This is a genomic window from Pseudoxanthomonas sp. PXM03 (assembly GCF_014852005.1).
In the GTDB taxonomy this organism is placed as follows: Bacteria; Pseudomonadota; Gammaproteobacteria; order Xanthomonadales; family Xanthomonadaceae; genus Pseudoxanthomonas_A.
The window spans coordinates 534,621-548,319 of the sequence record NZ_JACVAU010000001.1 but is presented as its reverse complement, the minus strand read 5'-3'; the positions used below and the strand labels follow the sequence as shown (position 1 = coordinate 548,319).

The following is a 13,699-nucleotide window of genomic DNA, read 5'->3' as shown; positions in this document are numbered from 1 at the left end:
GTGACATTGCGGGATGCCTCTGCGTCGTGCGCTAGCCCCCGCTGCTGGGCGGCGGTGTGCTGCCGTCGGTGGCCGGCGGCGTGGTTTCCGGCGCGTTGGGATTGGCCGGCGGCGGGAGGTTCGGATCGGTCGGCGGTACGGCCGGATCGGTCGGGGTGGGTGATGGCGGCACCACGTTGTCGGTGGGCGGCGTGGTTTCCACCGGCTCCGGCGCACTCGGCGGCGGGGTGTCTTCCGGCTTGGGACCGCACGCCGTCATCAAGCCCGCGCTGAGCAGCGCAAGGCCGAGGCCCAGCGTCAAGGTACGGGTGGGATTCTTCATCGGTTCCTCCATGCAGCATGGTTCATTGGGAATGGATGTGCAGTGACTTCAGGGGTTGTCCTGCCGCGCATGCACCGCGTACTCCTCCGGTGTCAGGCGACCGTCGGCGTCCTTGTCGAGCGTGCCGAATACCTGCGCCAGCGGCGGGTCAACAGCCGCTTCGTCCTTGCTGATCGCGCCATCTGCATTCTGGTCCAGGTCCTGGAACGGGCGCGGTACGGGGGTCGTGGGAGGTGTCGGGCTCGCCTGCGGCGACGCTCGTTCCTCACCGCGCTGCGGCACCTGCTGCGCATGTGCCAGCGGCGCAGTGGTGAGAGCGATGACAGTGGCCAGCGCACTCAGGCAGGACAGCATCCTCGTGTTCATGGATCCCTCCTCGTCATCGAGTTCTCTCCGGAAGAGAAAGGGCGGCACGACAGGCCGCCCTTTCCGGCGGGTCACGCGCTGGCGTCATGGCGCCGCGATCGACCCGGTGCGACGGGCCGGATTACTTCTGCTGGTCACCGTAGTTCTTGCTCACGAAGGCCTTGTATTCGTCGGCGGTGAGCTTGCCATCGGTGTCGGCGTCGGCCTGGTCGAAGACCTGGCTGAGGCCGGCGTTGGCGGAGGCTTCCTGCTTGCTGATGGCGCCATCGCCATCGGTATCCACGTCAGCCCACCCCTGCTTGGCCTGCGTCGCGGACTGTGTGCTCTGGGTGGGATCCTGAGTCGCCGCGCCGGTCGCCTGTTCGGCCGTCGGCTCGGTCTGGCTCTGCTGCGTCGCCGCGTCTTCTGTCTTTTCCTGTGCGAACGCCAGCGGCATGGCCAGCGCGGCGCTCAGGGCGACCAGGGCGATCAGCGGCTTGCGGTTGTTCTTCGTCATGTTAGTGCTCCGTTCTGTGGGAGTGCGTCCGATTGCGCACGGCCCCACCTTGCAACGTCGCTTCTGAACGAAACTGGCGCGCTGAAATGAACGTGCACGCACGCTTAACCACAAGCGGATTCGCATCGGCTAGCCCCGTGTTAGGGCGTCGTGAGCGTGTCGTCAGGTGCGCGTGGAATGCGTGATGCCGCGCATCGTTTGCCGTTAGGTATTCGTTTCTTGCGCGCTTTTCGACGGCATTCAATCCGGCGTTTTCTTGCTGAACCATTGCCAACCAAGGGCGACACCGCTCAACGCGCCGGCGATTTCCAGCACCACGCGCGAGCCGAGCGAATCGGGATCGTGGATACCCTGCAATGCCAGCCGCGCATACAACGGAGACTCCAGTTTCGAAATGCCCAGGTAGAACATGTTCCAGGTGTCCACCCCGGCACCGATGATCACGGCCGAGACACAGGCCCAACCGACGGCATGCCCCATCGACCAGCGCATCCTGGCGCTCACCCAGTTCCAGAACAGGAAGCAGAGCACGCCCAGCACGAAAGCGATCAGGCCCGCTTCGATGGCACCGAGCACGCCGTAGTGCAGGGGCAGGTTCATCGCGCGCACCCTTCCAAGACGCACGCTGCGCTGTGTGGATTCGTGTAGCCGTGCATGGACAGGCATTCCCCGGCGCGGGACCGCGCGTGATGCCACAGGTTAACCGATGCGCTCCCGCCCCCGTGCAGGGCTGGCATGATGGCGCCATTGCCGCAAGGGGAGCATCGCATGAGTCGTCTTTTGCTGGCCGGTGCGACCGGCCTGGTAGGACAGGCGACGCTGCGGCGCGCACTGGCATCCGCACGGGTGCGCCAGGTGGTCGCGCCCACGCGCAAACCCCTCGCCCCCCATCCCAAACTGCTGAACCCGGTCGTGAATTTCGAGGCGCTGCCCCCCGATGCGGAGTGGTGGCGAGTGGATGCCGTGGCCTGCGCACTGGGCACGACAATCCGCGATGCAGGTTCGCAGGACGCATTCCGGCGCGTGGACCACGACTATCCGCTTGCGATCGCACGCCACGCCCATGCACACGGCACGCAGGCCTTCGCGCTGGTGTCGGCGATGGGCGCCGATGCAGGTTCGCGGATCTTCTATTCGCGCACGAAGGGCGAGGTCGAAGACGCACTCGCCGCGATCGGCTTCACATCGCTCACCTTGCTGCGCCCGGGCCTGCTGGGCGGCGAACGCGTGCAGCACCGGGGCGGCGAACGTTGGGCGCTGCGCGTGCTGGGTGCGCTGGATCCGGTCCTGCCGAAGCGCTACAGGATCGTGCCCGCGGAACGCGTGGCGCAGGCGTTGCTGGATGCGGCCATGGATGCGGTGCCGGGGCGGCACGTCATTCCATCGGAGTATTTGCTGGGCTGATGCCCTTGGGTCATGCGTCGGGCTCGTCCACGCGTACCTGTACGCCGTCGGCGACGATGCGGTACTCGACCTCGGCTACCGCAGCTCCCGTACTGGTTTCTTCAGCGGTGTGGTCGCGCGCCGCCGGCGACAATGTCACCCGCGACAGCACACCGTGCACCTGCGCATCGCCCCGCACGTCCTTGGGCACGTAGAAATCATGATCGCCCAGCAGCACGCGCGCGCCCTGCCCGTCGTCCTCGAGCATCACCCAGCAGCCCTTCTTCTGGCAGACGTCGACGACGCGTCCGCTGAAGACGCGCGCTTGGCCTTCATGCGCTGACGGCTGCGCGAGCGCCTGTGCCAACGGCACCACCGCCCCGACGGGAATGTCGGCACCGTACTTGTCCCAGGCAGTGTCGGACGCCATCACGGGCGCTGCGACCACCACAGAACAGATCATCGCCAACCAACGTTGCATGGCCTTGCCTCCGGGGGAATGGAGGCATCTTACCTGCGCCCCGGTCCACAGTTCAGTGCAGGAGGCCGTGGTGCACGAGCTGCAGGCGTTGTGTACCCGTCGCGGTGATGGCCTGGCTGGCGCGTTCGAGCAGGCGTTCGTCCTCCTCATCGATCACCACCAGCACCTTGCCTGCGGCGATCTCGGTGCGATAGTCGCGGCGCACTTCGCTGGGCACGGAGGAACCTGCCAGCGCCGCCGCCCAGCCGCCGACCGTCGCGCCAACCACCGTGCAAAGCAGCACCGCCGCCCACGGGATGCCCACCGCAGGGATGGCCATCGCGAGCAAGCCGATGACCAGGCCCACGACACCGCCGCCCACCAACCCGCGCGCCGCCGCCGGCATGAAGTCGGTGGGGGAGCCTTCCTTGTCGGCATCGGGCATCTGCGTCATCTCGATGTCCGGACGCCCGACCAGGGACGCATGATCGGGACGGATGCCCAGATGCAGGGCCACATGCAGGGCCGCCTCGGCGGTGTCGATGTCGGGGGCGCTGAACACGCGTCGCGTCTTCATGGCGATCTCCTGGCCGGCGCGGGAGGGTCGGCCGTGAGGACCACGCTAGACCGCGATGGGGAAGCGGCGAGTGAAAAAATCCAACCGTGGCTGACGCGCCGACACACGGCGGGCACGCGGCGGATTCAGAGCGCGGGACGCTCCGGTGCCTGCTTGCGTCCCAGCGCGCGCAGATAAAGCTCGTACAACGCGGTGACCTTAGATACGTATTCCTGCGTTTCCGCGTAGGGTGGCACGCCGCCGTAGCGCGACACGGTACCGATGCCGGCGTTGTAGGCGGCCGCGACCAGCGTCAGGTCGCCTTTGTAACGGCGCATCAGCCCACGCAGGTGGCGCGCTCCTGCGTTGATCGATTCGGTGGAGGAATACGGGTCGGCGACGCCGTACTCCTTCGCCACGTCCGGCATCAGCTGCATCACGCCCATCGCGCCCTTCGGCGACAGCGCCTTCGCGTCGAAGTCGCTCTCGGCATGCGCGACGGCACGCAGCCAGGCGTCGTCGACGCCGGTCTGGCGCGCCGCCGCCTTGAACTCGGCGGGATAGCGGTCCAGTCGAGGTTTACCCACCCTGCCCAAGCCCGGGTGGGCGGGCTCACCCGGCGGGGTCTGCACGGTGAACTTCAGGTAGGGCGTGGAGCCCGGCAGGTTGCGGGTGGAATACACCTTCTGCCCGTCCTGCTCGCGCTCGTACAGCGTGCCGCTGAATACGCCCATGGAGCCCCACAGGTTCGGCGTGCTGACGGCGTTGTCGTCGATCTCCCTGGCCGCGCACTTGGATCCGGGTTCCGGCGCCGTGGCCAGGCTGACGGTGCCGGCCTGCACGCACCGGTACACCGTACGCGCGCCCGCTTCGGTGCTGGCCAGGGCCAGCACCGTCAGCAGGAAGCCGGCGGCGCGTCGGAGAGGGTGCATGGGCGGCGGATTCTAGGCCCGGCAAGCTGAAGGGCACCCTGAATCACGCTTCCCGCGCCGACGGCCGGCCAGTCTGGCCCGGTCCCTGCTGCGCCGCAGCAGCCAAGCGCGTAAAATGCCGGCCTCTTTCACCGCACCCCCTCGGAGCACGCAATGGGCCTGGATCTGGTCAGCGCCGGCAAGAACCCGCCGGACGAAATCAACGTCATCATCGAGATCCCCAAGGACGCCGAGCCGGTGAAGTACGAGGTGGACAAGGCCAGCGGCGCGATCTTCGTCGACCGCATCCTCTCCACGCCCATGCGCTACCCCTGCAACTACGGCTACGTGCCGCACACCCTGTGCGGCGACGGCGACCCGGCCGACGTGCTGGTGGTCCTGCCGCTGCCGCTGATCCCCGGCTCGGTGATCCGTTGCCGCCCGGTCGGCGTGCTGCGCATGAGCGACGAAGCCGGCAGCGACGAGAAGCTGCTGGCCGTGCCGGTGGACAAGGTGTTCGCCGGTTACAGCCACATCAACGACATCGACCAGGTCAGCCCGCACTGGCTGGAGCGCATCGGCCACTTCTTCGAGCACTACAAGGATCTGGAGAAGGGCAAGTGGGTCAAGCTGGATGGCTGGGGCAATGCCGCCGAAGCCAAGGCCGTGCTGGTGGACGCCATCGCCCGCCAGGCCGCGCAGCCGGAAGACGAGAAACACAAGTTCTGATTGCGCCCGCGCGCATCAACAAGAAAGGCCGCCCCCAGGGCGGCCTTTTTTCTTCCTGCGATCAGAGACCAGCGGCGCGTGCCGCGCGTTCGATCGTGGCCTTCCACTGCACGAGACGCGGCTCGATGTCGGCCGCATGCCGCCGCCACTTGTCGGGATCGGGCTTCGACAGCGTGTAGCGCGACAGGGGAAGCTGCCCACTGAGTTCGCGGTCCCAGGACCACCCTGCCCATTCGCTCAGGCGCCGTGCCTCCCCTTGAGGGTCCTGCACGAAGCGTCCGTAGTCGACCGACGCTCGGTCAGCAGGCGACAACGCATCCAGATCGTCCAGCATGAGGCGCGTGGCGGTTTCCCACTGGCTCGCCACGATCTCCCCGAGGTCCTTCCCGTTCAAAGCCTGCCAACCCGGTGTCAGCAGGAACGACCACGCCGGTCCCTGCCAGCCAGGCAGGTTGTACATGCGGAACCGGCCGGACTGCCACCCGTCGATCATGCTGCCCCAGACCTGACGGGGATCGCGATGCAGGTAGATGAACTTCGCGTCGGGGAACACCGCCTTCAGGAACGGAATGCGCAACGCGTTCTTTGGCGTCTTCTCCAGCATCCGGAGCGTCGCATCCGCGTCGGGCATATTGCCCTCGCGATCACGCAGCGCATCGAAGAACCGGGAGCGCAGCGCCTGCACGACAGCCGGCGTGGCATCGGCAAGCCCCAACTGATTGGAGTGGAACGCGCGCTGGGCCGGAGCAAGGCCCTCGACGCCCTCGATCAGCTGATGGCTTTCATCGCCGATCGTGTGCACGCCAGGCGCACCGGACAGCGTCTCGAACAACAGCGTGGAGCCCGAACGCGGCGGACTGACGATGAAGACGGGTTGCCTCCAAACGGGGACTTTCGCTGGGGCACTCTTGCGCGCCTGCCCCCCGGCGATGGCCGGCCTGGCGCCATGCGGATCGCGACGCGCGGACTCATCCACGTCGGCGGCCAGGGCCATGCTGAAGATATGCGCCTTCAATGCTGCCAGCAGGCCGAGCCCGTTCTGCAGACGGACTTGCGCGACACCCGCCTGCGCGAGTTTTTCCTGGGTGTCCTTCAGCAGCGTCCTGAAATGCGGCAGTCCCGATGCCTGGTTGCCATGGCAGGCCCACACGCCGTGCCAGTGGCGCGCAAAACGCGTCAGCAACGCATGGATCGCGGGCAGCTGCGGGGTCCGTTCGGCGTCGTTGACCAGGAAGCCGATGCACTCGCGCAGCTCCCACGGTGTCATCACGTCGGACGCGTTGAACGATTCGTAGTCCAGCGTCGCCCGGTGGCCCTGCATCGGTGCGATCCGTCGTGGCGCCCAACCCGGCTCGCGCCGCTCCGGGGTCCTGCCCTGCTCCAGCAGGTCCCAGAACGCGACGCCGCCCACCGTATCGGCCACCAGGTGGATGCGCGTTTCGCTGCCTTCGTTCAGGACCCGGTGGTGGCGCCAGGTGTCGAAGATCCAGCACTCGCCCGCCGCCATGTTCACTTCGCTGTCGCCGCACTGGAAGCGCACCGAGGGCGTGGTGATGATCGGGACGTGAACCCGCATGTGGTCACGCCAGTAGTAATTGATGTCGACGTGCCCGGTGACCTCGGACTGTCCCGAAAGACGCATCAGGCGGGAACGCCCCCACGTGGCGCCAAGGGATTCCAGCACCTGCATGAGGTATGGCAGCCGCTCCAGCGAAGGCGTAGGCCGCATCCGTCCCGTGACCTGGTCGCTGTCGGGATCGCCTTCCGTGGTGATCAGCGCGAGCGCGCTGTTGCCGGGGATCCCGCCCGGATGGGACCGCCAGCATGCCTCGTCGATCGTCCGCACTTCGCGCGCCAACGCCTCGGCGTCGAAGGCAACGGGCAGCTGGATGAAGGGGGCGGGCAGCTTCATGGGGTCGTGCGGATCTCGGCAAGGCCCCGGGGACGGGACGGTACATCGGCCGGATGATACCAACCGCCGCAATGCCGCCGTGCCCACAAAGAACGACGGCCCCTTGCGGGGCCGTCGTGGTGCAGCAGACGCGTCGATCCGGAGATCAGAAGCGCTGGGTGTACTTGACGTACAGGTAACGATCGAAGTCGAAGCCACCGTAGTACGCGAAGTCGCTGTGGCGGTACTCGGAGTTCGAGAACATCAGCGGACCCTTGTGGTCGAACACGTTGTTGGCGCCAATGGCGATCGTGGCATCCCACGGCGCCTTGTAGCTGACCTGCAGGTCATGGAACGTGTTGGAACCGACGCGGCGGATCGCATCCTCTTCACCATTGGCGATGTGGTCCGGCTCGGTGCAGGGACGGTTCGGCACGCAGCTTTCCTTCATGCCCGAGTAGTAACGGGCCGTCCAGTTGACCGCGAACGCACCCAGCGACCAGTCCACGCCCAGGTTCGAGCGCACGCGGAAGATGCCGGAGTTGCCCACGTTGCCCACGATGATCTTCTCGCCGGCCGAGTTCTCGGCTTCTTCGTCGTAGACGCTGGTGTAGGACGAGGTCCAGTCGAACGCTATCTTGCCGAACGACTGCTCCGGCAGGGCGTACTTCACACCCAGGTCGAAGCCCTCGGTCTCCATTGCGCCGAGGTTGGCCAGGCCGTAGAACAGATCGGTGATGTGGCCGTCGCTGGCACGCACGATACCTTCGCAGCGGGCACTGTTGCCGAGCACATAGCAGTCACGCAGGATGCGGTCCACGCTATCCTCGATGATCATGTTCTTCAGCTCGTAGCGGTACCAGTCCAGCGAGATGTCCAGACCTTCCACCCAGCGCGGCGACCACACCAGGCCCATGGTCTTGCTCTTGGACGTTTCCGGGACCAGCGTGGGGTTGGAGCCGGTGATGAACTGGTCCGGGGTGGCGCACGGATAGGTCGTGCAGGGCACCAGGCCCTGGCCCAGCTGCACGTAGCCGAGCGGAACGCCCGCGCCGGTGCAGGCCGCGTTGCCGTTGACGCTGTTCACAGCGCCGACGCCGCAGGGGTCGGTGTAGTTCTCGAAGCTGGTGCCGATGCCGCCGTACAGGTTGTCGATCGTCGGGGCGCGGAAGCCCTCGGCGTAGGTGCCGCGGACCAGCAGCTCGTCGATCGGACGCCAGGTGAAGCCGAACTTGCTGTTGATCGTGTCGCCGAAGTTGCTGTAGTCGGAGTAGCGGCTGGCGACGTTGAAGGTCAGTTCCTTCGCGAACGCCATGTCGGCCAACACCGGGATGTTCAGCTCGACGTAGAACTCGTCGACCGAATAGTCACCCTCGGTGGTGGTTGCGCCCAGGCCGGTGCTCTGGCCCGACTGCGCGAACGCGTCCGGCACGAAGCGACCCTGCTCCTTGCGGTGCTCCACGCCCACCGCGATGCCCAGATCGCCGGCCGGCAATTCAAACAGCGTGCCCGCCAGGTTGGCGGTGTAGCTGGTGGTACGGGTCAGGCCGGTATCGGTGAACCACGGGAACAGGAACTTCTGCAGCTCAGGATCGGACAGCGAGCCCGGGCCGGCGACGCCGTAAGGCAGCAGCGGGTTCCACGGACGGCAATCGGACAGCGGGGTCGGATCGGCCGCGCTGCCGCACTGGGCGACACCGTCGGCGTTGATGAACGACGGACCCAGCGCCTGGCGCGAGGCGATCAGGCTCATGTCGCCGCGCGCACGCTTGGTCGACTGGTTGCGGTTGATCAGCGCACCGACATCCCAGTCCCAGGTCTTGCCGCCCAGGTCGAAGAAGCCGGCGAAGCCGCCCGCGAAGCGGTAGGTTTCCAGCTCGCTGTCGGTGGTGCGCGGCATTTCCCACAGGCGACGACGGAACGTGGTGTCGCCCGGCATCGGGTTGAACGCACTGTCGGCGGACAGCGGCGTGCCGAACGCGGCCGACTGGTACGGATAGCCGGCGATCTGCGACTGGGTGGAGCGATGGTTGTACAGCACGTCGGCGTTGAACGTGACGTTGTCGGTCAGGTCGTAGTTCGCATTGACGAACACCGAACGGCGCTCGATGCCCGTGGACAGGAACATCTGCTGGTTGGCATTGGCATTGTCTGCTGCCGTGTGCAGCACATAGTCGCCACGCACTCCAGGAGTACCGCCGTCACGCAGCGTATACCAGAGCTCGTCCGCCGGAGCGACGTAGCCGGGCTGACCCGGTCGCAGGCCGGGCGTCTGGCACGGATCGCAGAACGAGCCGTTCTGGCTGATCGGGCTCCAGCCCGAACCCGGATAGTTCGGACCGGCGTTGCCGTCCTTGGAGAACCAGCGGTCGGCGGCGGAGATCGGGTCTTCCTTCGAGTACTCGACCGACAGGGTGACGCCGCCACGGTCGCTGGCCGAGCCCACGGTGAAGGAGTACTGCTTGGTGTCGCCGTCGCCTTCACCGGTCTGGCCGATGTACGCCGAAGCCTCGGCGCCTTCGAAGCGCTTGCGCGTGATGACGTTGACCACGCCGGCGATCGCGTCGGAACCGTAGATGGCGGACGCGCCGTCCTTCAGTACTTCGATGCGGTCGATGGCCGACATCGGGATCTGGCTCAGATCCTGGTAACCACCGGTGGTGGCGCCCAGGCGACGGCCGTTGACCAGCACCAGGGTACGGGTCGCGCCCAGGTTGCGGATGTCGACGTAGTAACCACCCACGTTCTCGCCCGAGGCCAGCGCTTCGGAACGCGCGATCGCGGGGGAACCGGCGGAGGTCAGGTTCTGCAGCACGTCGGCCACCGAGGTGAAGCCCTGCTTCTCGATGTCCTCACGCGCGATGGTGATGATCGGCTGCTGCGTTTCCATGTCGGCGCCGCGGATGCGGGAGCCGGTGACTTCGAGGCGATCGAGCGTGGTGGTGCTCGAGGGCGCATCGGTGGTTTCCTGCGCCATGGCGAACGCCGGGACCAGTGCGATGGCAATGCCGGCCGGCAGCAAGCCGACCCGCATCGCGCGACGCGGACTACGATGGTTCATTGAATCTCTCCTCAGGGGAACGTGTTGCGTTATGGGCGTGTTAAAACGCCTTGCAAACTTACGTTCCAGTCTTCACGGCCGCTTTGCGCACGAGGGCCGATGACTTTGCCGAGTCTGTCCTCGACGCGGTCGATGCCATGCGATAGCGACTGGCCGAGGTTCCGAAGCGCGCACGGAAAGCACGCGCGAAGCTGCAGCAATTGTCGAAACCCGATGCCGCGGCGACTTCGCCCACCATCATCGAGGTGTTGCGCAGCAGTTCGGCCGCATGCTCCAGCCGCATCCGTGCCGCGGCCGCCTGCGGACTTTCGTCATACAGACTGTAGAAGGTGCGCGAGAAGTACCAGCTGGAGAAACTGGTCAGTTCGGCCAGTTCACTGATCCGCACCACGCGGTCGCAATTGCCCTCCAGATAGAGGCGCGCGCGCTGCAGGCGGCCGAACACCTGGCGCTTGCGGCTGCGTGAACGCCCCGGGCAACGCTGGATGTAGTCGGAGAACTCCTGCTGGACGGCCACCATATGCAGCAGCAAGGGGCGCAGTGCGAGGAAATCCGGGCCTTGCGGGGCGTGCCGGGAGACCGCGCGCCACAGGCGCAGCAGCGTCAGCGCATCGCGTCGGGACAAACGCCCACGACCGGCATACAGGGGGCTGTCGGCGAATCGCGCCATCGCGCGCAGGGCATCCGCGCTCAGCGCCACCCCCAGGCACAGGCCGTAGCGGTCGCTCTGCACCAGCGGCTTGGAGTCGCGCTCCAGTGCGATCCAGTGCCCCCGGCGCAGCCGGAAGCGTCCTTCCTTGGCCTCCACCCACGAGGTACCGCGCAGTTGCACCCACACGGTGAACACGTCGGCACCCGCCTGCACGGCACCCAACCGCGAGACCGCGATGCAACCGTTCGGATCCTGGCCGTCGGCCGCATCGGCGCGGACCACTTGTCCGCGGTCCCCCCACAAGGTTTGCTCCATCGGTCATTCCACTTTGCGCAACAGGAGCAGTGGATGTGCCGGAACATGGCGGGCGGCGCAGGAAATTGCGCGGAAAACCCGCCGAAATCTCCACGAATCCACTTCCGAAGAACTTGCGAAAGTGTTTTCTTTTTCTGGATCAGTGACTTACCAGAATCGCACCGGCGGCGTCGCCGCCGTTCGCCGCAACGACAGCAGGCCGATGTCGGACCCGTCGTTGATCGCCATTGAGACGTACGCCACACGCGTGCGCGCATGTGCGCTGAAGCCATTGATCGTGGAGAGATGGTTCGGCTCAAGGCATCGGGGAGGCGGATGCGAGCGTCCCGCCCCGATGTGGCGCAGGCTGACATAGCACCCGGCCCGCTGTTCGAGGTACTCGACCTGGCCGTCCTCGGTGACCGTCCAGGTGCGGTATCGCTGGCTCACAGGGTGATTGCCGTCGATCTGGCGAATGCTGCCGGGAGACAGGGACAGGTCTGCCTGCCACAGCCCGTCGTGGCCCAGCCGGGTGAACAACACCCGTCCCTGTGCGCCGTCAGGGCGCGCGAACGACACACCCTCGATGGTGGCGACCTGCCGCCACGGCGTGCTGTTCCGGTCGAACAGCACCAGTTGCTGGCTGTCCCCGCGCCCCGCAACCACGAAGATCCGCGCCGGGTCCGGCGAATAGGCCGCGAACAGCAGGTCCTCCAGCGCCACCGGCACCGCCAGCGACTGCAACTGGCCGCTGGCGGGGACCAGTTCGTGCAGGCCATAGCGCCCGGTGCCGTCCGTCCCGACGACGAGCACCCGCTTGCCGTCCGGCGACCACACAGGCAGGTGGCGGGACTCGGGATGGATGCCCTCGATCAGGCGCAACGACGCGGGGCGTTCCATGTCGGCCCACCACAGGGCGTAGTCGCCGGAGCGGTCGGAGGTGAACACGATCTGGCGGCCATCCGGCGCCACCGACGGCAGCGTGTCACGCCCGGTGGAAGGGAACAGCCGTTCCGGTACGGGCAACTTTCCGTCCATCGCCGGCGCACTGCTGATGCGGTACACGCCGAACTGCGGCTTGCGCTGCACGAACGCCAGCTGGTCGGCACGCGCTGCAATGGCCGGCGTCTGTGCATCCTCGATGCCGAGATCCTCGATGCGCCCATCCTGCAAGGTCAGGCGATACAGACGCGTGTGACTGTCGACGCGGCGCCCGAACACGATGGCCTTGCCGTCCGGGGTCCAGTCCCAGCCGCGCAGTTCCGCACGCTGATGGGTGAGGCGTTCCGCACGCCCCCCTTCTGCGGGAATGCGCCATAGATCGCCCAGCGGCGTGTTGCGGACAAAGGCGATCCATTTGCCGTCCGGCGAATAGCGCGGCGCGGTATCGACATCTTCGTCGCTCGCGCCGTAGTCCAGCGCACGCCAGCGCCCCGTGGCGAGATCCAGCAGGCGCAGGCCCGGTTCGCCCGCACCCGTCAGCGGACTGCTGAACACCAGTCCATCGCCGCCGGGCATCCAGTCGAAACTGGGCCGGTTGTTCGGATCGCAGATCCCGAGCGTGCGCGGTTCCCCGCCACTGGCCTGGACCGCCATGATCCGGCAGTCCTTGCCCGGGAAGCGGCGCAGGAACGCGATTTCACGGCCACTGGGCGACCACTCCGGATTGCTGTCCCATGCGCCCTCCGGGGGCACGGTCAGGGTGCGCGGCTGGGCCGGCTCGGTGGTCTGCACCATGACCGCGGTACCCGCCAGTTCTTCCGTCAGGCTGGACAGATAGGCGACCTGCGAACCGTCCGGCGACAGCGTCGGTGACAGCTCGAATCCGGGTGCCGAGGTGATCAGGCGATACGGACGCGGTGCAGGTACCAGCGTCTGCACGCCGGACCCGGCTGGAACGGGACCGCTGCGCGCGCCCATCATCCAAAGTCCCCACGCTGCGATACCCAACGCCAGTACGCCCAGGCCGATGCCCCAGGCCCAGCGACGGAACAAGCGGGGGTCTGGCGCCTGCCCTGCGCCGACCATCACCGGAACCGGCGCCGCCGGGTGTCGGGATGCATCGTCGACCGGCACGACGACGGGGGCGGCAGCTGGCGTGGACGAAGCAGAAACAGGTTCATCGGCGGCAAGCGGCGAAGCATCGTCGCCTGCCGCCGGCAACCACTCCACCGACGCCAGCAGGCGATACCCGCTCTTGGCGATGGTCTCGATATAGCGCGGACCATCGCCACGCTCACCGAATGCCTTGCGCAACTGGGTGATGGCCTGGGTGACCACATCGTTGGTCGGTAGCGTGTCGGGCCAGACCACGGCCAGCAGCGTGTCGCGTGTGACGACCCTTCCAGGCGCGTCGGCCAGCGCCAGCAGCACGCCCATCGACTTGGGCGTGATGCGCGCAGGCTTGCGGGCACCCGGCGCGCGGATCTCGCGCAGGGAGATGTCGACGAAGCACTCGCCCACCTTCAGGTGTTCGGCAGGGGGCACGATGGGGGGCTCGGCAGGTCGGGGCATGTGGGGGCGGATGCTGCGCCGGTGCCCTTGTCCCGTCATGTGCCTGAATACCTGTCACCGGCCG

13 protein-coding genes are annotated in these 13,699 nt (G+C 66.9%); 2 read left to right on the top strand and 11 right to left on the bottom strand.

Annotation, left to right across the window (positions count from 1 at the left end; all coding sequences use genetic code 11):
* Positions 1 to 31: 31 nt before the first annotated feature.
* From IB223_RS02435 to IB223_RS02420, 4 genes are all read right to left on the bottom strand, one after another.
* A complete protein-coding gene (locus IB223_RS02435; RefSeq protein ID WP_192200087.1) occupies positions 32 to 322 on the bottom strand; it encodes a hypothetical protein in 291 nt (96 codons plus the stop codon).
* 48 nt (positions 323 to 370) lie between these two features.
* Entirely contained in the window at positions 371 to 688 is a 318-nt protein-coding gene (locus tag IB223_RS02430; RefSeq protein WP_192201215.1) for a hypothetical protein, read from the bottom strand.
* A gap of 121 nt (positions 689 to 809) precedes the next feature.
* Positions 810 to 1,184, bottom strand: coding sequence for an EF-hand domain-containing protein (locus IB223_RS02425; protein WP_192200086.1), 375 nt, complete (start codon positions 1,182 to 1,184; stop codon positions 810 to 812).
* 240 nt (positions 1,185 to 1,424) lie between these two features.
* Entirely contained in the window at positions 1,425 to 1,784 is a 360-nt protein-coding gene (locus IB223_RS02420; RefSeq protein WP_192200085.1) for a hypothetical protein, read from the bottom strand.
* Positions 1,785 to 1,952: 168 nt separating this feature from the next.
* Between IB223_RS02420 and IB223_RS02415 the strand changes: the two genes are divergently transcribed.
* Positions 1,953 to 2,588 (top strand): NAD-dependent dehydratase, encoded by a 636-nt coding sequence (locus tag IB223_RS02415; protein WP_192200084.1) that lies wholly within the window; start codon positions 1,953 to 1,955, stop codon positions 2,586 to 2,588.
* Positions 2,589 to 2,598: 10 nt separating this feature from the next.
* On the opposite strand, the gene IB223_RS02410 is transcribed toward IB223_RS02415, so the two are convergent.
* From IB223_RS02410 to IB223_RS02400, 3 genes are all read right to left on the bottom strand, one after another.
* Complete coding sequence (locus IB223_RS02410) at positions 2,599 to 3,048, bottom strand: DUF4920 domain-containing protein (protein ID WP_192200083.1); 450 nt, start codon at positions 3,046 to 3,048, stop codon at positions 2,599 to 2,601.
* 52 nt (positions 3,049 to 3,100) lie between these two features.
* Positions 3,101 to 3,604, bottom strand: coding sequence for a hypothetical protein (locus IB223_RS02405; protein WP_142123285.1), 504 nt, complete (start codon positions 3,602 to 3,604; stop codon positions 3,101 to 3,103).
* Positions 3,605 to 3,729: 125 nt separating this feature from the next.
* Positions 3,730 to 4,515: a lytic transglycosylase domain-containing protein gene (locus tag IB223_RS02400; RefSeq protein WP_192200082.1), complete on the bottom strand. Its 786-nt coding sequence runs from the start codon at positions 4,513 to 4,515 to the stop codon at positions 3,730 to 3,732.
* A 153-nt stretch (positions 4,516 to 4,668) separates the two neighbouring features.
* Here IB223_RS02400 and ppa point away from each other — a divergent pair, with 153 nt between their 5' ends.
* Complete coding sequence (gene ppa / locus IB223_RS02395; RefSeq protein WP_192200081.1) at positions 4,669 to 5,223, top strand: inorganic diphosphatase; 555 nt, start codon at positions 4,669 to 4,671, stop codon at positions 5,221 to 5,223.
* Positions 5,224 to 5,284: 61 nt separating this feature from the next.
* Here ppa and IB223_RS02390 read toward each other — a convergent pair whose 3' ends face one another.
* The 4 genes from IB223_RS02390 to IB223_RS02375 form a co-directional block, all read right to left on the bottom strand.
* Positions 5,285 to 7,135: a sulfotransferase gene (locus IB223_RS02390; protein ID WP_192200080.1), complete on the bottom strand. Its 1,851-nt coding sequence runs from the start codon at positions 7,133 to 7,135 to the stop codon at positions 5,285 to 5,287.
* 145 nt (positions 7,136 to 7,280) lie between these two features.
* Positions 7,281 to 10,175, bottom strand: coding sequence for a TonB-dependent receptor (locus tag IB223_RS02385; protein WP_192200079.1), 2,895 nt, complete (start codon positions 10,173 to 10,175; stop codon positions 7,281 to 7,283).
* 58 nt (positions 10,176 to 10,233) lie between these two features.
* The gene (locus tag IB223_RS02380) at positions 10,234 to 11,142 is read right to left on the bottom strand and encodes a helix-turn-helix domain-containing protein (protein ID WP_192200078.1); all 909 of its coding nucleotides are present in this window, start codon (positions 11,140 to 11,142) and stop codon (positions 10,234 to 10,236) included.
* A gap of 147 nt (positions 11,143 to 11,289) precedes the next feature.
* Complete coding sequence (locus IB223_RS02375; RefSeq protein WP_192200077.1) at positions 11,290 to 13,635, bottom strand: winged helix-turn-helix domain-containing protein; 2,346 nt, start codon at positions 13,633 to 13,635, stop codon at positions 11,290 to 11,292.
* Positions 13,636 to 13,699 lie beyond the last annotated feature (64 nt).

Excerpts from the sequence above, each read along its gene's own strand:
- IB223_RS02430 (WP_192201215.1), bottom strand. The coding sequence starts at position 688 with ATGAACACGAGGATGCTGTCCTGCCTGAGTGCGCTGGCCACTGTCATC.
- IB223_RS02435 (WP_192200087.1), bottom strand. The coding sequence starts at position 322 with ATGAAGAATCCCACCCGTACCTTGACGCTGGGCCTCGGCCTTGCGCTG.
- IB223_RS02380 (WP_192200078.1), bottom strand. The coding sequence starts at position 11,142 with ATGGAGCAAACCTTGTGGGGGGACCGCGGACAAGTGGTCCGCGCCGAT.
- IB223_RS02420 (WP_192200085.1), bottom strand. The coding sequence starts at position 1,784 with ATGAACCTGCCCCTGCACTACGGCGTGCTCGGTGCCATCGAAGCGGGC.
- IB223_RS02375 (WP_192200077.1), bottom strand. The coding sequence starts at position 13,635 with ATGCCCCGACCTGCCGAGCCCCCCATCGTGCCCCCTGCCGAACACCTG.
- IB223_RS02405 (WP_142123285.1), bottom strand. The coding sequence starts at position 3,604 with ATGAAGACGCGACGCGTGTTCAGCGCCCCCGACATCGACACCGCCGAG.
- IB223_RS02410 (WP_192200083.1), bottom strand. The coding sequence starts at position 3,048 with ATGCAACGTTGGTTGGCGATGATCTGTTCTGTGGTGGTCGCAGCGCCC.
- IB223_RS02390 (WP_192200080.1), bottom strand. The coding sequence starts at position 7,135 with ATGAAGCTGCCCGCCCCCTTCATCCAGCTGCCCGTTGCCTTCGACGCC.
- IB223_RS02385 (WP_192200079.1), bottom strand. The coding sequence starts at position 10,175 with ATGAACCATCGTAGTCCGCGTCGCGCGATGCGGGTCGGCTTGCTGCCG.
- ppa (WP_192200081.1), top strand. The coding sequence starts at position 4,669 with ATGGGCCTGGATCTGGTCAGCGCCGGCAAGAACCCGCCGGACGAAATC.
- IB223_RS02415 (WP_192200084.1), top strand. The coding sequence starts at position 1,953 with ATGAGTCGTCTTTTGCTGGCCGGTGCGACCGGCCTGGTAGGACAGGCG.
- IB223_RS02400 (WP_192200082.1), bottom strand. The coding sequence starts at position 4,515 with ATGCACCCTCTCCGACGCGCCGCCGGCTTCCTGCTGACGGTGCTGGCC.
- IB223_RS02425 (WP_192200086.1), bottom strand. The coding sequence starts at position 1,184 with ATGACGAAGAACAACCGCAAGCCGCTGATCGCCCTGGTCGCCCTGAGC.